Annotated in this window: 16 protein-coding genes and 1 tRNA gene; 13 read left to right on the top strand and 4 right to left on the bottom strand. The window is 27.2% G+C overall.

All coding sequences use genetic code 11. The features are described from left to right. Window positions 1-738, bottom strand: a complete 738-nt coding sequence (gene nagB / locus ABGF48_RS05895; RefSeq protein ID WP_408105413.1) for a glucosamine-6-phosphate deaminase — start codon at window positions 736-738, stop codon at window positions 1-3. 128 nt (window positions 739-866) lie between these two features. Between nagB and ABGF48_RS05890 the strand changes: the two genes are divergently transcribed. The 3 genes from ABGF48_RS05890 (at window position 867) to ABGF48_RS05880 (ending at window position 4,355) form a co-directional block, all read left to right on the top strand. Then, the gene (locus ABGF48_RS05890; protein ID WP_408105412.1) at window positions 867-2,273 is read left to right on the top strand and encodes a cation:dicarboxylate symporter family transporter; all 1,407 of its coding nucleotides are present in this window, start codon (window positions 867-869) and stop codon (window positions 2,271-2,273) included. 76 nt (window positions 2,274-2,349) lie between these two features. Next, the gene (locus ABGF48_RS05885) at window positions 2,350-3,090 is read left to right on the top strand and encodes a TMEM164-related integral membrane acyltransferase (RefSeq protein WP_408105411.1); all 741 of its coding nucleotides are present in this window, start codon (window positions 2,350-2,352) and stop codon (window positions 3,088-3,090) included. A gap of 77 nt (window positions 3,091-3,167) precedes the next feature. Next, on the top strand, window positions 3,168-4,355 hold the full coding sequence (locus ABGF48_RS05880) for a M20 metallopeptidase family protein (RefSeq protein ID WP_408105410.1): 1,188 nt from the start codon (window positions 3,168-3,170) through the stop codon (window positions 4,353-4,355). Window positions 4,356-4,479: 124 nt separating this feature from the next. On the opposite strand, the gene ABGF48_RS05875 is transcribed toward ABGF48_RS05880, so the two are convergent. Then, window positions 4,480-4,989: an HdeD family acid-resistance protein gene (locus ABGF48_RS05875; RefSeq protein WP_408105409.1), complete on the bottom strand. Its 510-nt coding sequence runs from the start codon at window positions 4,987-4,989 to the stop codon at window positions 4,480-4,482. 70 nt (window positions 4,990-5,059) lie between these two features. Next, entirely contained in the window at window positions 5,060-5,458 is a 399-nt protein-coding gene (locus ABGF48_RS05870) for a hypothetical protein (protein ID WP_408105408.1), read from the bottom strand. A gap of 110 nt (window positions 5,459-5,568) precedes the next feature. On the opposite strand from ABGF48_RS05870, the gene ABGF48_RS05865 reads away from it, so the two are divergent. The 8 genes from ABGF48_RS05865 (at window position 5,569) to rlmB (ending at window position 14,289) form a co-directional block, all read left to right on the top strand. Then, window positions 5,569-7,158 carry an ABC-F family ATP-binding cassette domain-containing protein gene (locus ABGF48_RS05865; protein WP_408105407.1) on the top strand — a complete coding sequence of 530 codons (1,590 nt, stop codon included), beginning with the start codon at window positions 5,569-5,571 and terminating at the stop codon, window positions 7,156-7,158. 13 nt (window positions 7,159-7,171) lie between these two features. Then, the gene (locus ABGF48_RS05860) at window positions 7,172-7,753 is read left to right on the top strand and encodes a DUF3783 domain-containing protein (RefSeq protein WP_408105406.1); all 582 of its coding nucleotides are present in this window, start codon (window positions 7,172-7,174) and stop codon (window positions 7,751-7,753) included. After that, window positions 7,746-8,780 carry a C39 family peptidase gene (locus tag ABGF48_RS05855; RefSeq protein WP_408105405.1) on the top strand — a complete coding sequence of 345 codons (1,035 nt, stop codon included), beginning with the start codon at window positions 7,746-7,748 and terminating at the stop codon, window positions 8,778-8,780. The genes ABGF48_RS05860 and ABGF48_RS05855 overlap by 8 nt, the downstream gene beginning before the upstream one ends. 112 nt (window positions 8,781-8,892) lie before the next feature. Continuing rightward, a complete protein-coding gene (gene cdaA, locus ABGF48_RS05850) occupies window positions 8,893-9,729 on the top strand; it encodes a diadenylate cyclase CdaA (RefSeq protein WP_408105404.1) in 837 nt (278 codons plus the stop codon). Then, entirely contained in the window at window positions 9,716-10,666 is a 951-nt protein-coding gene (locus ABGF48_RS05845; RefSeq protein ID WP_408105403.1) for a CdaR family protein, read from the top strand. The genes cdaA and ABGF48_RS05845 overlap by 14 nt, the downstream gene beginning before the upstream one ends. 15 nt (window positions 10,667-10,681) lie before the next feature. Further along, window positions 10,682-12,160, top strand: coding sequence for a glutamate--tRNA ligase (gene gltX / locus ABGF48_RS05840; RefSeq protein WP_408105402.1), 1,479 nt, complete (start codon window positions 10,682-10,684; stop codon window positions 12,158-12,160). Between the two features lies 1 nt (window position 12,161). Next, a complete protein-coding gene (gene cysS, locus ABGF48_RS05835) occupies window positions 12,162-13,547 on the top strand; it encodes a cysteine--tRNA ligase (RefSeq protein ID WP_408105401.1) in 1,386 nt (461 codons plus the stop codon). Between the two features lie 4 nt (window positions 13,548-13,551). After that, complete coding sequence (gene rlmB / locus ABGF48_RS05830; RefSeq protein ID WP_408105400.1) at window positions 13,552-14,289, top strand: 23S rRNA (guanosine(2251)-2'-O)-methyltransferase RlmB; 738 nt, start codon at window positions 13,552-13,554, stop codon at window positions 14,287-14,289. A 126-nt stretch (window positions 14,290-14,415) separates the two neighbouring features. Here rlmB and ABGF48_RS05825 read toward each other — a convergent pair. Further along, window positions 14,416-14,489 (bottom strand) — tRNA-Cys (locus ABGF48_RS05825). A gap of 93 nt (window positions 14,490-14,582) precedes the next feature. Between ABGF48_RS05825 and ABGF48_RS05820 the strand changes: the two genes are divergently transcribed. Both ABGF48_RS05820 and ABGF48_RS05815 read left to right on the top strand, forming a co-directional pair. Beyond that, entirely contained in the window at window positions 14,583-16,346 is a 1,764-nt protein-coding gene (locus tag ABGF48_RS05820) for an ABC transporter ATP-binding protein (protein WP_408105399.1), read from the top strand. Then, window positions 16,330-18,411: an ABC transporter ATP-binding protein gene (locus ABGF48_RS05815; protein WP_408105398.1), complete on the top strand. Its 2,082-nt coding sequence runs from the start codon at window positions 16,330-16,332 to the stop codon at window positions 18,409-18,411. The genes ABGF48_RS05820 and ABGF48_RS05815 overlap by 17 nt, the downstream gene beginning before the upstream one ends. Window positions 18,412-18,653: the final 242 nt, after the last annotated feature.

Genomic DNA, 18,653 nt, shown 5'->3' with positions numbered 1-18,653 from the left:
TTAATCTTCTTTTATATATAAACTAGCAGCTTCTTCATCCATGATTATAACTACATTTTTGTGAAGTTTTAGGAAACTTGCAGGGATTAATGGTGTTATTATGCTATCTTTAAAAGTGTTCATGATTTTAGCCTTTTTAGCTCCAGATGCTAATAGAATAATTTTCTTTGCCTTAAAAATACTACCCATTCCCATTGAAATAGCAGTTGTAGGAACATCTTCAATTTTTTCAAAAAATCTTGAATTAGAATTTATTGTAGATTCTTGTAAATCTTCAATATGAGTATACAGTTCTAATTTACTTGAAGGTTCGTTAAATCCAATATGACCATTTTCTCCAATTCCAAGAATTTGAATATCTTGCCCACCTAAATCATTGATGATTTTTTCATATCTTTTTCCTTCTTCAGAAAAGTCTTCGGCTTTTCCATTTGGGACATATGTATTATTTTTATCTATATCAACATGATTGAATAAATTTTCGTTCATGAAATATCTATAACTTTGATCGTGTTCACCTGAAAGACCTATGTATTCGTCTAAATTTACAGATTTAATGTTTTTAAATGAAATTTCTTTATTTTCATTTTTCTTTATTAATTCTTTATATAATCCTATTGGTGTAGATCCAGTAGCTAAACCTAAAACAGCGTTAGGATTTTCTTTTATAGTATTTGCAACTATATCAGCAGCTTTTTTACTCATCTCATCATAATTTTTTGTGATAATAATTTCCATTTTAACCTCCAAATATTTCTTAACTTAAATTATAACATATAATAATAAAAAAATTAATTTCAAAACATAAGGTTTATTAAATTTTTAATAGGGTATAAAAAATAAGAATTTTTATTTTGGAGGAATATATGAATAATTTTTTAGAAAACTTTTTGAAGATTAGTACAGTTCCAACATTAATATCAATAATATTTTTATTATTTGGTGTTATTATTATGAAAGTATTAAAAGATAAAAAAGTAAGTTTTTCATCGAGAATGATGATAGCACTTGTTATAGGTGTGATTATAGGAGTAGGAATAGATTTAATATATGGAAATAATGCTATATATAATGAAATTGCAAGAAAACAAATTTCACTTTGGTACGGGCTATTAGGAGGCACTTTTGTAAGATTGATTCAATTGATGGCCATACCTGTAGTATTTCTTTCACTATTTTTTGTAATATTAGATTTTGAAGGGAAAAATATTAAGGGATTCACATTTAAGACTTTACTTATGCTGTTGGGAACAACAGCAATAGCAGCGTTTTTGGGTATACTTGTTGTAAATATTTTTGGATTAACAAAAAATCCATTAAATGGTGCAATTAGTGAGTCAATGACTGAAAGAATTTCAGGTATTTCAAGCTCGTCATTTCCTGAATATTTTGGAAATTTAGTGCCAAGTAATATTGCTCAAGCATTTTCATCAAATGGAGGTATTATTTCAGTAGCAATAATATCTGCATTATTTGCAACTTCAGCAAAATTTTTAATGAGTAAAGGTAAGCAAGAAATTATACCGGTTATTGAATTTTTAAGAGGATTTAACAAATTAATCAATTCAGTTTTGATCAATATAATTAAAATAATGCCATATGCAATTATTGCCTTAGTTTCAAGCACGATAATCTCAAATGGTATAGAATCTATAAAATCTTTATTTAGCTTTATTGTTGCATTATATATTGCTGTGATTTTACAATTAGTAGTTTACTCAATTATATTGATATTATTTGGATTAAATCCAATACAATTTTACAAAAATGCATTTCCAACAATGATATTTGCATTTTCATCTAGATCAAGTGTTGGAACTTTACCACATACATTAAATACATTGAAAAATAGAATGGGTGTATCAGATAAGACTGCTAACTTTATTGGACCATTATCTACAACAGTAGGCTCTAACGGTTGTGCTGGTGTATTTCCAGCAATGTTAGGTGTACTTGTAGCTGCATCAGCAGGAGTTACCATTAATTTTCCATTTTATGTATTACTTGTAATAGTTGTTACTTTAGGATCAATTGGTATTGCTGGAGTACCAGGTACAGCAACAGTAGCTGCAACAGTTACATTAAACGGAATCGGATTAGGACATTATTTTGATAGAATAGGTCTAATATTTGGGATCGACCCTATAATTGACATGGGAAGAACAATGTTAAACGTTACAGGAGGAATGGTTTCGGCTGTAATAGTTGATAGATGGGAAAAAACTCATAATATTGAAATTTTCAATTCTACAAATACCGAAATTAACGAATAAATTATTTTACAGAATTGTTATAATAAAAAATTTGAACCTTTGATATAATTACGATATCTATTTTAAGGAGAGGTTTATGGATTTTTTAAAACATTTTTTTAGAAATAATTTAGATGATCATTCATTTGGATTGTTTAAAACATTTCATACAGGGGCGATAATACTTTTAATATTATTAACTTTGTTTGTAATAAGTTTTAGAAATAAAGATAAGAAAAAACAAGAAAATTTACTTAAAGTAATGGGATCATTACTATTACTTGATAAGATTATAATGTTTATATGGATGATTTCTTCAGGATTTTATACACTTGAAGCATCATTACCAATCTATAATTGTAGAATTGTAGCATGGTTTTTCATATATGATATATTTATTGGAAGTAAAACTTTAAGGAAAATAGGAATTTATTGGGGACTGATGGGAGGTATACTTGCGATACTTATGCCAGAGCCATACGCATTTAGATTCCCACATTATACAAATTTTCAATTTTTCATTTTCCACTATTTAATATTTTTAATTGCAATTTATAATATAGTAATAAGAAAAGAAAAGTTAGTAAAAAAAGATTTGTTATTTGCAGTGAAATTTACTGCAATATATAATTTGTGTGTAATGATATTTACTTTATTATTAAGAAATTATTACCCAAAGGCAAACTACGGATTTTTAGCTGAATCGCCAAATGTTGTAAAAAGTTTAGTATCACTAGAAGGTTTTCCATATTATGTATTTGTTCTATTTTTATATTCAGTTATAATGATTGTTATGCATTTTGTTGCCAAGTTATTTTACAAATTATCATGGAAATAAATAATATAAATTTCATAAAATTAGGAGTATAATAAATTTGTAGATGAGTCATATTTAATTATGACAAAGGAGGAAAAATGAATTATTTAAATAGGGCAAGAGAGCTATTTAACGATGTTATTAGTGTAAGAAGAGATTTACATCAAAATCCAGAAGTTGGGTTTGAATTACCTAATACCGTTAAAACGATAAAAAATAAATTGGACGAATTTGGAATAAGTTATGAAATGCTTGAAGATACCTATGCTATAATAGGGTCTTTAGGTGATTCTAAAAAAGGAAAATCTATTTTATTAAGATCTGATATGGATGCTTTAGCTATTGAGGAAAAGTCAGAGCATAAATATAAATCAAAAAATGATAATGGTCATTTGTGCGGTCATGACATGCATGCAAGTACTCTTATTTTAACCCTAAAGATGCTAAAAGAAAATGAAGAAAATCTTGAAGGACAGGTGCGCTTTTTATTTCAACCTGCTGAAGAAACGTTGAATGGTGGCAAGTTAATGCTTGAAAAGGGGATTTTAGATAAACTGAAAGTAGATGCTGGTTTGGCTTTACATATGTGGCCAAATGGAGAAGAATTAGGTGTATTGATTTCAAAAGGACCTGCTCTTGCTTCAGCATTAAATTTTAGAATTACTATTAAAGGGGTGGGAGCGCATGGTGCTATGCCTTTTACAGGTGTTGATCCTGTTTTTGTAGCAAGTCAAATTATAAATGGATGTAATGGAATATTAGCTAGAGAATTACCTTCAAGCAAGGGAGCGTCTTTATCAATGGGATATATAACAGCTCCTGGGGGTCAAGTTAATGTTGTACCAGATACGGTTATTATTGAAGGTACATCGAGATCTTTATATGGAGAAAGCTCAAAACATGTGGCTAAAAGACTCCCAGAAATTGTTGAACATATTGGTAAAGCTTTTAGAGCTGAAACAGAGTTTGAAGTTTTAGCAAATGTTCCACCATTAGTAAATACAGATAAAATAGCAGATTTAGTTAAAGATTCTGCAACATCAGCTTTGAATGGAGAATATATAGTAGAGTTTATAGAGCCTGGATTGGCATCTGAAGACTATGCACATATTGCTAGCAAGCTTCCTGAATCTTGTTATTTCTTTGTTTCTTGTCCGCTGCCAGATGAAAATGGGAAGGTATATGCTGTGCATCACCCATATGTACAATTCAATGAAGAAGCATTGATAATAGGCTCAGCTTCAATGGCACAGTCTGCTGAAAATTGGTTAAGAGAAAATAAATAATATAATTTTATATAAAAATATAACCACCAATTTTAATGATTTGAACTAAAAGGTTGATAAAATAAATATCAACTTTAATATTCCTTCATTATTTGGTGGCTATTTTATAAAATGACAATTTAAATTATTCTAAAAATGCATTTAATATAGATTGAACTCCATCAGTGATTACTGACAAACCAACTAATATATTTAAAGCAAATAATGCTCTAATAGGATCTATAGCTAGTGAAAGTCCGTATATTATAAGTAGTATGGAAATTATAATAGAAAACCATTTAAATTTATTATTTAATTTTAATCCTACAGATAATCCCGTTATACCATCAACAATAAACCAGGCACTAACCAAATACAGTACAAGAGTTGACGAAATTTTAGGGTTAAATAATAAAATCAAACCTAAAATTACAAAAATTATTGAATTTAATAATAATATCCAATTAGTATTATTTGAAGATTTATTTTTGAAAAATACAACTCCTGTAAATATACCTCTAATAAGTATAGTAAAAGCTAAAAGTGTAGCAATACTTAGTAATGTTAATATTGGTGTGCTTAAAAGATAAATACCAAGTATAACTAAAGCAATACCAATACCAATTGATAAAAATTTATTTTCACTTTTTTTCATATTTTCCTCCTTTTTAATAAATTAAAATAATTATATCATAAAATAAGTTATATTAATTATTTTTTATATTTTATTTTCCAATCAGCGACAAATCTCTATACATCATTTCAAAAGTTGTTAAATCAAGCAATGAACAGTTGATTATGTGGTTTCCTATAAGTATATTCATGTCTGAATACCCTATAATACCTTTATTTAGCTCTTTTTTAATTTTAAATTTACTAATATCATATTCAAAAATTAATTTTTTTGCTTTATATTTTCTAAAAATATTCCTTTCTAATGTAAAGTAGTAATTATTTATAACAAAATTAAAAAACATTAAAATTGAATATATTACAAATGTTGAAATAATCGCATAAGTTAGATCTATAAAGTTAGCTATTAAAATAAAAAATACAAAGCATGCAATAATATTTAAAAAAAATGATATTATAAATGATGATAATTTTCTTTTATATATTTTCATATTTCACCTCAAATAAAGTATATTTTATTAATAGAAATTCTGCAAGTGTTGATTATTTTTATAGTCATATATATAATTGATAATGAGTAAGTGTTATTTAAGGAGTTAAGATGATTACAGTTAATAATTTAAGTTTAATATTTCCTGATAAAAAATTATTTGAAGATGTAGATTTAATTTTTACACCAGGAAATTGTTATGGAATAATAGGGGCAAATGGAGCAGGTAAATCAACATTTTTAAAGGTTTTATCTGGAGAAAAAGAACCAACGAAAGGAAATGTTTCTTATCCTAAAAATGTTAGATTAAGTAAACTAAACCAAGATCACTATGCATTTGAAGAATATCAAGTGTTAGATACGGTGTTAATGGGAAATGCGAAATTATATGAAATTGCAAAAGAAAAAGAAGCTATTTACATGAAGGAAGATTTTTCTGATGAAGATGGAATGAGAGCAGCAGAATTAGAAGCAGAATACGCTGAAATGGGTGGATATGAATCAGAATCAGAGGCATCAACATTATTACAAGGATTAGGAATAGATGTTTCAATGCACTATATGTTAATGAGCGAATTGAAAGAATCTGATAAAATTAAAGTTTTATTAGCTCAAGCATTATTTGGAAAGCCAGATGTACTTTTACTTGACGAACCTACAAATGGTATTGATTTGAGGGCAGTATTATGGTTACAAGAATTTTTAATTAATTTTGAGGGGATAGTTATAGTTGTATCTCACGATAGATATTTCTTAAATGAAGTATGCACAGTAATGGTAGATATCGACTTTTCAAGAATTAAAATGTTTACAGGTAATTATGATTTCTGGTATGAATCATCACAATTAGCATTAAAGATGGCTAAGGATGAGAATAAGAAAAAAGAAGAAAAAGTTAAAGAATTAAAAGAATTTATTCAGCGATTCTCTGCGAATAAATCAAAATCAAAACAAGCAACATCTAGAAAAAAATTATTAGATAAAATTACACTTGATGACATTCAACCTTCAACAAGAAGATATCCATTTGTTGGATTTACATTGTCTAGAGAACCAGGAAATGAAATTCTTAATGTTGAAAATCTTTCAATAGAAGAAAATGGTAAAAAATTGATAGATAATATGTCATTTAGAGTAGAAAAAAATGATAAAATTGGTTTCATAGGAAATGAAATAGCTATAAGTAAATTCTTTGATTTAATTGCAAAAGGAAATATTGATGGAGATGATTCATTTAAATGGGGACAAACTATTACTACAGAATATTTTCCAAAAGATAACTCAGAATATTTTGAAGAAAATCCATATAATTTAGTAGACTGGTTGAGGCAATATTCAAAAGACCAATCAGAATTTTTTATAAGAGGATTTTTAGGGAAAATGCTATTTTCAGGTGATGAAGTATACAAACAATCTTCAGTTTTATCTGGGGGAGAAAAAGTAAGAATGATGTTTGCTAAGATGATGGTTGAACCAGCAAATTTAATTATTTTAGATCAACCAACTAATCACTTGGACTTGGAAAGTATCGAATCAGTTAATAATGGATTAATAAGCTACAAAGGTAACTTGTTATTTACTTCATTAGACCATCAATTTGTAAATTCTATTGCAAATAGGATTATTGAAATTTTTGATGATGGATCATATAGAGATGAAAGAATAACATATGATGAATATATTGAAAAATACGTAAAATAAGAATGGGGATATTTTGATAGAAAAAAATATTTTAGATCATAATGAAAAGATTATTTTGATATATGGTATAAAAAATAAAAGATATAAATCACTTATAGAACAGGCAAATAAATACAATTACAGAGTTATAGAAGTTTTGGATAATCAGCTTAATTGTGAAATAGAAAATCTTTTATCAAATAATATTTCTAATTGTATAGATGAAAAATTGGAAAAAATTGATATAGAATTTTTATTATTTGTAAATATTATAAAGGATGAACTTTATAAATTTATTGATGAATTAAAACGTAAAAAACTATATTTTGCAAATAAAGCCATACTAACTCAAACAAATTTAAAATGGAAATTGAGGACCCTTCTTGTTGAAAATAAAAAAGAACATTTAGTTATGACATTATTTACAAATCTTAGAAGATCTATGAAAAAAGCTGAAATTCTTAGAGAAAATGGGATTTTTGATGATGAATTACTTGAAATTATGGTGCAGGCAAAAAAATTTATGAATCCTCAAGAATTTGATTTTAGTGAAATTAAGGAAATTCATAATAAATTATCAATTAAAGTTAATAGTTTAGAAGGTAAACATGAATAATGATCTTAATAAAAGAAGAAGACAATTAAATAGAAAAAAAACAAGAAAACATTTTATTATAATAAAACTGATTTTGATATTTTTATTATTTATTTCTGTTGTTTTTGCTGTAAGGACATTATTTTTAAGATTTTCAAATAACGAAAATAGTAAAAATAATGAAAGGGTTGAAACGAAATTGGAGAACAAAACAGAAAGTTCTAAAGAAAATATTAAAAATTTCAATAATAAAAATTCTAAAAAAGATGGAGAAACAAGAAAATTAGGAAATATAAATATCGAGAGTATAAATGGGACAGTTAGAACAAATAAAGGTAAAATAATAAATCCATTTGCAGATATTACATTTTCTGAAAAAGATTTAAATGATAGAATAAAGAATCTTGATGAAAGCTTAAAACGAAAGATTGAACTATATCCTGAGTCAAGAACAACAGTTTTGCAATATCAAGATTATAAAAATGATGATTCAGAAATAAAAGACGTATCTAAAGATTTAGAAAATTCTAAAGAATTTGATAGAAAAGTTAAGTTAAATTACTTAAATCAATGGGATATAAGATGGGGATCAGATAAAGTGGATAATCAATATATTGCTTTATCAGGTTGTGGACCTACAACTTTATCAATGATATATTCTTCATTCACTGGAGATTCTTCTATTACACCTTTTGAAATGGCGCAAAGAATGAATAAACTTGGATTATATACAAGATCAGGTGGAGAATATGGACTATTTACACAAGGAAGTTCTGATTTAGGATTATCTGGTTTTGAAATTCCTTTAAGTAAAGAAAGTGTTGAATCACAATTGGAAAAAGGAAGAGTTATAGTAGCCCTTGTAGTGAATAATGAAATAGGAGATTTTACACAATCATCAGGACATTATATCGTAATATCAGAAAAAAAAGAAAATGGTAAGTTTTTGATTTATGATGTTAATTCATATGAAAATACAAATAAAGAATGGGATTTTGATAGGATATTTTCACAATCAAAATTATTCTATTCAATAGGGAAAAATTAATTAGTTATAATGAATGGGTTTATTTAATGAAAAGTAAACTCATTTATTTTTTTCATTCCTTTTTTCTTATTTAAAAATATGTTAAAATATAAAGATGAAAGGTGGTGTAATTTTGGAATTTTTAAATGAATTAAAAATAGCTTTTATGACTATAAAGATAACTGATATTATCGATGTTCTAGTTATGACGTTTATTATTTATAAAGTTATTATGTTAGTTAGAGAAACTAGAGCAGCGCAGCTATTAAAAGGATTATTTTTAATACTTATTTTTTCTAGAATAAGTATATTATTAAATTTATATACTGTTAATTGGTTGATTTCAAGTGTATTTACAGTAGGGGTTGTATTAATAATTGTAGTATTCCAACCTGAATTAAGACGAGCATTTGAAAAACTTGGTAGATCAAATAGTATTTTTACATCTATAGTGAAATTGAAAACTCAGCAAATTAATTTTAAAACTGAAGAGATAGTAAATGCAGTGGCATCATTATCAAGGCAAAAAATAGGAGCATTGATTGTTATAGAAAATGGAGTTGGATTAGCAGATATTGTAGAAACGGGTACAATGCTTAATTCAGAAATGTCAAGTGAATTAATTATAAATTTATTTTTCCCAAATTCACCTTTACATGATGGAGCTGTTATTATAAAAGATGAAAAAATAGTTGCTGCAGGATGCTTTTTACCACTTTCATCCAATAATTCCATTTCTAAAGAATTAGGTACAAGACATAGAGCTGCACTTGGAATGAGTGAAAAATCTGATGCATTTATAATAGTTGTTTCTGAAGAAACAGGTATTATAACAACAGTTCAAAATTCAAGTATATCTAGACATATAGATAGTGAAACACTAAAAAATACACTTAATAAATTATTCGTTGAAAGTGATAATACTATATTTAAAAAAATAACAAGTGGAGATGAAAATGGAAATAATTAAAAAAAATTGGAAAATAAAATTATTATCTCTTTTTATAGCTATAGTTTTATGGGCGTTTATAATTGCAAATGAAAATCCGACAGTAAGTACAAGAATAAGTAGTGTTCCGATTATATATGAAAACTTAGGAAAATTAGATCAAAAAGGATTGATTTTAAATCAGGATATAGTGAAAAATTTAGATGTATCTATTTCTGGAAAAAGATCAAATATAATTAGTATTACACCACAACATATAATTATTTCAGCTGATTTAACAAATATGAAAGAAGGGCGTAATAAAGTAAACTTAAGTTACACATTACCAGAGGGGATAAAAATTGATGAGGCTCCTAGAACTTTAGATGTAAATGTAGAAAAAATTATTACAAAAGATTTTATTGTTAAGGTTAAAAATGAATCTAAGTTGCAGTCTGATTATATTTTGGAGTCAACTAAAGTAACCCCTGAAAAAATTACTGTTAGAGGGTCAAGAGCAAATGTTGATAGTATAAGCAATGTTTATGTTAAACTAGACTTGTCAAATTTAGAAAATGATATTACACTTAATAAGGAAATTTATGCTGAAAATTCAGAAGGAAATAAAGTAGAAGGATTAATTTTTGGACAAGAATTTGTAAATATTAATGCCATGGTTTCTAAACAAAAAGAAGTATCCATAATTATTTCTAATAAAGGGAATCTACCTAATGGATATAAATTAATAGATGCAAAATTAAGTAAAAGTAAAGTATATATAAAAGGACCTAAAGACGTTATCGACAATATTGAAAGTGTTAAAACTCAAGATATAGATTTGTCAAATATTACTGGAAGTAGAAAAGTTAATGTAGATCTTAGCTTGCCTACGGATGTTGTATTAGTAGATTCAACAACATCTTACACAGTTGATTTAGAAATAAAAAAAATTGAAACCACGAAAGAAGTAAAAGAATAAAAATAGGAGTTTAAAATGAAAGAGGTTAGAGTAAGATTTGCACCAAGTCCAACAGGATATGTTCATATTGGAGGACTTAGAACAGCATTATATAATTATTTATTTGCTAGACATGAAAAAGGCAAATTTATTTTAAGAATTGAAGATACAGATAGAACAAGATACGTAGACGGTGCATTGGAAAATCTAATTGAAGTATTGCAATGGGCAGGATTAGATTATGATGAAGGTGTATTCTTAGATGAACATAGAAATCTTTACGAAAAAGGACAATATGGTCCATATATTCAATCTGATAGAGTTAAAGAAGGAATTTATGATAAGCATATAAAGAAATTAATCGAAGAAGATAAAGCTTATTATTGTTTCTGTACAGCAGATAGACTAAACAACTTAAGAGAACAACAAAAAGCTGATGGTAAAATGCCAAAATATGATGGATTATGTAGAGGTATATCAAAAGAAGAAGCTCAAAAAAGAGTTGATGCAGGAGAACCTCATGTAGTAAGACTAAAATTACCAGCAAATAAAGATATTCAATTTAATGATGCAATTAAGGGACATTTAAGCATTAATACAAATGACATGGATGACCAAGTTTTAATTAAAACTGATGGATTCCCAACATACCACTTTGCGGTAGTAGTTGATGATCATGATATGAAAATTACACACGTTGTAAGAGGTGATGAATGGGTTTCATCAACACCAAAACACGTTTATCTATATGAGGCATTGGGTTGGGAAGCTCCAACATATGTTCACCTTCCAACAGTTTTAGGAAGAGATAAAAAGAAATTATCAAAGAGAAATGCTGATGTATCAGTTGAAGACTTTAAGAAAAAGGGATATCTAAGAGATGCTTTAATAAACTATATTGCTTTAGTTGGTTGGTCTCCAGAGACAAATCAAGAAATACTTTCACATGATGAATTAGTTGAACAATTTAGTTTTGAAAGAGTTTCAAGATCAGGTGGGGTATTCGATGAAGATAAACTTGATTGGGTAAACAGCCATTATATCAAAGAATTATCAGATGCTGAATTAGCTGTAGAATTAAAACCATATTTAGTTGAAGCTGGTTACATTTCAGAAGATAAATCAATTGAAGAATTAGAAGAAATAGCAGCTACATTTAAGACATCATTAAATAAATTCTCAGAAATTGTAAATCAAACAGAATTTATTTTCGCAGATTACGATAATGGTGTATTTTATGATGAAGTTAAAGAAAATATAAATTCAGAAGATGCAAAGAAAGTTTTAACAGCATTAAAAGAAATCGTTGAAAATGAAGGGATGAACGAAGAACTAGCAAAATCTGTTATGAAGAGGATCCAAAAGGAAACTGGAATAAAAGGAAAATTATTATTCTTCCCAGTAAGATCAGCATTATCAGGTTCAGAACATGGACCAGAAATGATTCACATCTTTATGATTTTAGGAAAAGAAGGTATCTTAAATAGATTAAACTATGTTTTAGAAAATTATTAATATGAAAATTTATAATACATTATCAAGACAAAAAGAAGAATTTAAGACAATTGAAGAAAATAAAGTAAGAATGTATGTTTGTGGCCCTACAGTCTACAATTACATTCATATTGGAAATGCCAGACCGCTTGTATTTTTTGATACAGTGAGAAGATATTTAGAATATAAAAAATATGATGTGAAATTTGTAATGAATTTGACTGATATTGATGATAAGATCATAAATAGAGCAAATGAAGATGGCGTCGAATTTACAGATATAACAAAGACTTATATTGCAGCATTTTTAAAAAATGCTAAAGATTTTAATGTTGATGTTGATAAAATTATAAAGCCACAAGCAACAAACTATATAGATGATATGATTAATTTTATTTCTGATTTAGAAAAACAAGGAGCAGCATATGATGCTTCAAGTACTGTTTATTTTAATGTTGATAGTGCTAAAAACTATGGTAAACTATCAAAGAAAAATATTGAAGAATTAGAATTAGGTGCAAGAATCGATGTAAGTGGTGACAAAAAAAATCCTATGGATTTTGCATTGTGGAAAAAACAAAAAGATCCTAATGAACCAGCATGGGACAGTCCATGGGGAAAAGGGAGACCAGGTTGGCATATTGAGTGCTCTACAATGGCGAAATCTGTATTAGGTGAAACAATTGATATTCATGGTGGTGGAGAAGATTTACAATTTCCACATCATGAAAATGAAATCGCACAATCAGAAACATTAAACCACAAACCATTTGCAAATTATTGGATGCATAATTCTATGATAACTGTTGATAAAGAAAAAATGAGCAAGTCAAAAGGAAATTTCTTTACAATTCATGATATAGAAAAAGAATTCGATTTGATGATAGTAAGAATGTGGTTATTGTCAGGTCACTATAGAACACCAATTGATTTTTCAAGAGAAAATTTATTAGCAATCAAAAATGGTTATGATAGATTAAAAAATACAAATGATGAATTAAATAGATTTATTTCAAACTCTAATAATCATTCTGAATTTACTACAGAAAAAATTGATGAATTTGAAATTAAATTTTCAAATGCAATGGATGATGATTTTAATACTGCAAATGCTCTAGCAGTTATTTTCGACTTTTCAAGATATATCAATGCAAATTATAGTGAAAATTCTTCAAAAGAAGAATTAGAATATATAAAATTAAAATTTGATAAATTAATAAATATATTAGGTATTAAATTTAAAATTGAAATTCTTGAAGAAGAAATTGAAAAATTGATATCTGAAAGAACAGAAGCAAGAAAAAATCGTGATTTCAAGAGAGCTGATGAAATTAGAGATTTACTAAAAGAAAAAGGAATAGAATTAAAAGACACATCTACAGGAGTTGTGTGGAACAAAATTAGGTAATTATATGTCAGATTATATTTTTGGAAGAAATTCCGTAATAGAATATTTAGAAAATATGAATGGTGCTGAAAAATTATATATTCAAAATGGTAATCAAAAAGGTGCTATTTCAAAAATAATTAAATTAGCAAATGAAAAAAAAGTTTCAATAGTGTGTATAAATAAGAGTGAATTAGATAAATTAACAAACTTTTCTAATCATCAAGGGGTTTATTTACAAACTAAAGATTATGAATACTCTACGCTATATGAAATAATTGATTATGGTAAAAAACAAGATAGAGATCCTTTAATAGTTTTATTAGATGAAATAACAGATCCACATAATCTTGGAGCAATTATTCGTACTGCTGAAGCAGCTGGAGCAACAGGAGTTATTATAACAAAGCATAGATCTGCTGGAGTAAATAATACTGTGCATAAGACATCAGCTGGAGCAACAGTACATATGAGAGTTGCTATGGTGACTAATCTTAACCATACAATAGATATATTAAAAGATAATGGATATTGGATATATGGTGCAGATGGACATACAGATACACTTTATAATCAAGTTGATTTTAGTGGTTCCGTTGGATTGGTAATCGGTAACGAGGGAAAGGGAATTTCAAAATTAACAAAACAAAAGTGTGATTATTTAATAAAAATTCCTATGTATGGAAAAACTGAGTCATTAAATGCATCAGTTTCAGCATCAATTCTTATATATGGAATTATAAATAGTAAACATAAGATTTAAATTTTAATAAACTTAAAAGCTATTATAAAATAATCTTTATGATTATTTTATAATAGCTTCTAAGTTTTTTATATTAATTTTTAAGTTATATAAAAAAACTCAGCCAATGACTGAGGAGTTCTAATTTGGAGGCGGTAACCGGATTTGAACCGGTGCTCGAGGTGTTGCAGACCTATGCCTTACCGCTTGGCTATACCGCCAAATTTACTACTTAACTATTATATCAAATAGATATAATTTTTCAAGTAGAAATAGAAAGTTTTAAAATTTTTAAAAGAATGTGAGGGAAAAAAATGATAAAATTAATGAAAAAACTTACAAAAAAACAAGTTATATTAATTATTTTATCTATTGTGTTGATTTTCGGACAAGTTTGGTTTGAACTTAAAATGCCTGATTATATGGCTGAAGTTACAAGACTTGTACAGACACCGGGAACACAGATGAGTGAAATATGGTATAATGGAATGTATATGCTTTTATGTACATTAGGTTCAATAGTGATTGCTGTAATTTCTGGATATTTAATTTCGTACATATCATCATTGTTTTCATACAATATTACAAAAGAATTATTTAAGAAAATACAATCATTTTCATTTGAAAATATTGAAAAGTTTTCTACAGCAAGTTTAATAACCAGAAGTACAAACGACGTAACTCAGATAGAGATGTTTCTTGGATTTGGGATGATGATATTTATAAAATCACCCATTATGGCTTTATGGGCTATAAGAAAAATATTAAATAAAGGTATAGAGTGGACAATAGCAACAGGTATCGCTGTTATAATTATGCTAATTGTATTATCATTTCTAATTTTTATTGTAATACCTAAAATTCAAGTGTTACAAACTCTTATAGATAAATTAAATTTGGTTTCAAGAGAAAATATAACAGGGATAAGGGTTATAAGAGCCTTCAATGCGGACAAATTTCATGAAGATAAATTTGCAAGTGTTAATGAAAAATTAACATCTTTGCAAAAATTCATACAAAAATCATTTGCGATAATGCAACCTATGATGATGACTATAATGTATATTCTTACATTAGTTATTTATATAATAGGGGCTAGATTAATATCTGAGGCTATACTTCCTGATAAAATTAATATTTTTGGTAATATGATAGTATTTTCAGCATATTCTATGCAAGTTATTATGTCATTTTTGATGATGGCGTTTTTAATGGTAATGTATTCAAGATCTCAAGTATCCGCAGAACGTATCAATGAAGTTTTTGATACTGAAGAAACTATATATTCGGGTAGTTTTAGTGGAGAAACTCAAGAAAAGGGTATTATTGAATTTAAAAATGTATCGTTTAAATACCCTGATGCTTCAGAATATGTATTAAACAATATTTCATTTAAAACTAAAAAGGGAGAAACTTTAGCATTTATAGGAACAACCGGATCAGGAAAGTCAACTTTAATAAATTTGGTTACAAGATTTTATGATGTGACGAGTGGTGAAATTTTAATTGATGGAATAAATGTTAAAGAATATGATTTTAAAACACTTTATAATAAGATTGGTTATGTACCTCAACAGGCAGTAATGTTTAATTTATCTGTAAAAGAAAATATTGCTTTTGGAAAAGGTGGGACAAATGTGGATGAAAGTATTATAGATGAAGCTATATCTATATCACAATCTAAAGAATTTGTTGAAAAAATGGATGAAGGCAAAGATTCCATGATAGCTCGAGGAGGTACTAATGTATCCGGAGGTCAAAAACAAAGACTTTCAATTGCAAGAGCTATAGCTAGAAGGGCGGAAATATTTATTTTTGATGATTCATTTTCAGCATTAGATTTCAAAACAGAATCAACCCTTAGAAAGCAATTAAAAGAAAATACAAATGAAGCAACTACATTGATTGTAGCATCAAGAGTAGGTTCGATAATGAAAGCTGACAAAATTATTTTACTTGACAATGGTGAAATTTCCGGAATAGGAACACACAAAAAATTATGGGAAAATAATGAATTATATAGAGAGATAGTTAGATCACAATTATCAGAGGAGGAAATTAATGAGTCAATCAAATAGTAAAACAAATACTTCTTCTCAAAGACATAGACGTGGTCGTGGTGAAGAATTGGCAGAAAATCCTAAAAATTTTGGTAAAGCAATAAAGAGAATGTTGAAAGAAATGAAAGGGCAAAAAATATTTTTGTTAATTTCAATTATACTTGCTTTGTTTTCTTCAATTATAACAATTTATTCTCCGACAAAATTATCGGAGTTAACAGATGAAATAACAAAATCTATTAAAATTGATAATAATAAGTTTGCTGAAATTGCAAAGAAAGTTTCTGAAAATTTAAAAATTGATAGTCAAAAAAGTATTTATATTGATGGTGTTGAGGTTTCTTCAAATGATCAAATAAAATATTTAGAATTAATGAAAAATTTAAATAAAGAAGCGAAAGATAAAAATATTAAAAAAGATTCACCAAAAGATCAACAAAAAAGCATTTTAGCTTTTTATAAAAAATTACCAAATTCTATTAGAGGAATAGTTGAACCTAAATTAAATCTTAATGTTATATGGAATATTGCAAAAATTTTATTGCTTATTTATATAGTTTCAGCAATATTAAGTTACATACAAGCTATAATAGTATCAGAAGTAACTAATAATTTTTCAAGAGATTTAAGGAAAAGTGTTGGAAACAAAATTAATAAATTACCATTAAATTTTTTCGATACACATCATGTTGGAGATATTTTGTCTAGAATTACCAATGACGTAGACACTATTTCAACAAGTTTAAATCAATCATTGGGGCAAATGGCAACATCTATAACTTTAATTTTGGGTTCAGTAGTAATGATGTTTTATACAAACTTGATTTTAGCATTAGTAGCTATTTTATCCAGTTTAGCGGGATTTGCAATGATGGGAATAATATTATCGAAATCTCAAAAATATTTTAATGATAGACAGATTGAGTTGGGGAAGTTAAATGGACATATTGAAGAAGTATTTTCCGGATTAAATATAGTTAAGGCATATAATGCTGGAGAAGAAACATTAAATAAATTTAATGAATTAAATTACAAATTATATGATTCAAATCTGAAAAGTAAATTTTTATCGAGTTTAATGTATCCTATAATGACATTTGTTGGAAATTTAGGATTTGTATCAGTTTCAATAGTTGGAGCTGTTTTAGCGAAAAATGGTACAATAACATTTGGTGTAATAATAGCATTTATTACATATGTAAAATTATTTACAAATCCTTTAACAAGTATTGCACAGTCTGTATCTTCATTACAGTCTTCGGCAGCATCAAGTGAAAGAGTATTTGAGTTTTTAGATGAATCGGAAATGGATGATGAATCATCAAAAACATCAATACTAAATCCTAATGAAGTAAAAGGAAAAATTGAATTTAGGGATGTTGTATTTAAATATCCAAGTAACGAAAAACCAACTATAAAAAGTTTTTCTGCAGTTGCATATCCCGGACAAAAAATTGCCATAGTTGGGCCAACAGGTGCAGGAAAATCAACAATGGTAAATCTATTAATGAAGTTTTATGATATTACAGATGGTGAAATACTAATTGATGATGTACCTATAAAAAACATTAAAAGAGAAAATATCCATCAGTTATTTACAATGATTCTTCAAGACACATGGTTATTTAAGGGAACAATAAGAGAAAATATAGTCTACAATATGCCAAATGTAACGCAAGAAGAGCTCGATTCTTTAACAGAATTCATAGGATTGAAGCATTTTATTAATACTTTACCTGAAAAATATGAAACTGAAATTAGAGATAATGATTCTGTTAGTGCAGGTCAAAGACAATTACTTACAATTGCAAGAGGTATGATGAAAAATTCTCCATTTTTAATTTTAGATGAGGCAACATCAAACGTTGATACTCGTACTGAAGAATTGATTCAAATAGCAATGGATAAACTTATGACAGGTAAGACATCCTTTATAATTGCACATAGACTTTCAACGATTGTGAATGCTGACTTAATCTTAGTTATGAATGAAGGAAACATCATAGAACAAGGAACACATGAAGAGTTATTAGCTCAAAATGGTTTCTATGCAGACCTTTATAATTCACAATTTAGTTTATAAAAAAATTCCACTTAGAAAACTTTCTTGGAGCAATATTACTCCTAGTTTTCAAAGTGGAATTTTTTATTATTCAAAATCTGATAAATTTATAGGTGCTAATTCACTATTTGGTAATTTTAATGCTTTCGTGCCATCTTCTAAGAAAATGGTTCTTTGTCAAATACCTATAGGGCACAAGTAGTGAAGGTGAATTTTATCCACCAACACTACTTATTGTAGAGCCAGAAAAAAGAGCTAGATTG

The sequence above is a fragment of the Helcococcus bovis genome (assembly GCF_046035835.1).
Lineage (GTDB): Bacteria > Bacillota > Clostridia > Tissierellales > Peptoniphilaceae > Helcococcus > Helcococcus bovis.
Note: the sequence above shows the minus strand (reverse complement) of the source record. Positions and strands in the feature narration are given on the sequence as shown.

Bases quoted from the DNA above. Each gene is read 5' to 3' on its own strand.
- nagB (WP_408105413.1), bottom strand. From the start codon at position 738: ATGGAAATTATTATCACAAAAAATTATGATGAGATGAGTAAAAAAGCT.
- ABGF48_RS05890 (WP_408105412.1), top strand. From the start codon at position 867: ATGAATAATTTTTTAGAAAACTTTTTGAAGATTAGTACAGTTCCAACA.
- ABGF48_RS05885 (WP_408105411.1), top strand. From the start codon at position 2,350: ATGGATTTTTTAAAACATTTTTTTAGAAATAATTTAGATGATCATTCA.
- ABGF48_RS05880 (WP_408105410.1), top strand. From the start codon at position 3,168: ATGAATTATTTAAATAGGGCAAGAGAGCTATTTAACGATGTTATTAGT.
- ABGF48_RS05875 (WP_408105409.1), bottom strand. From the start codon at position 4,989: ATGAAAAAAAGTGAAAATAAATTTTTATCAATTGGTATTGGTATTGCT.
- ABGF48_RS05870 (WP_408105408.1), bottom strand. From the start codon at position 5,458: ATGAAAATATATAAAAGAAAATTATCATCATTTATAATATCATTTTTT.
- ABGF48_RS05865 (WP_408105407.1), top strand. From the start codon at position 5,569: ATGATTACAGTTAATAATTTAAGTTTAATATTTCCTGATAAAAAATTA.
- ABGF48_RS05855 (WP_408105405.1), top strand. From the start codon at position 7,746: ATGAATAATGATCTTAATAAAAGAAGAAGACAATTAAATAGAAAAAAA.
- ABGF48_RS05845 (WP_408105403.1), top strand. From the start codon at position 9,716: ATGGAAATAATTAAAAAAAATTGGAAAATAAAATTATTATCTCTTTTT.
- gltX (WP_408105402.1), top strand. From the start codon at position 10,682: ATGAAAGAGGTTAGAGTAAGATTTGCACCAAGTCCAACAGGATATGTT.
- cysS (WP_408105401.1), top strand. From the start codon at position 12,162: ATGAAAATTTATAATACATTATCAAGACAAAAAGAAGAATTTAAGACA.
- rlmB (WP_408105400.1), top strand. From the start codon at position 13,552: ATGTCAGATTATATTTTTGGAAGAAATTCCGTAATAGAATATTTAGAA.
- ABGF48_RS05820 (WP_408105399.1), top strand. From the start codon at position 14,583: ATGATAAAATTAATGAAAAAACTTACAAAAAAACAAGTTATATTAATT.
- ABGF48_RS05815 (WP_408105398.1), top strand. From the start codon at position 16,330: ATGAGTCAATCAAATAGTAAAACAAATACTTCTTCTCAAAGACATAGA.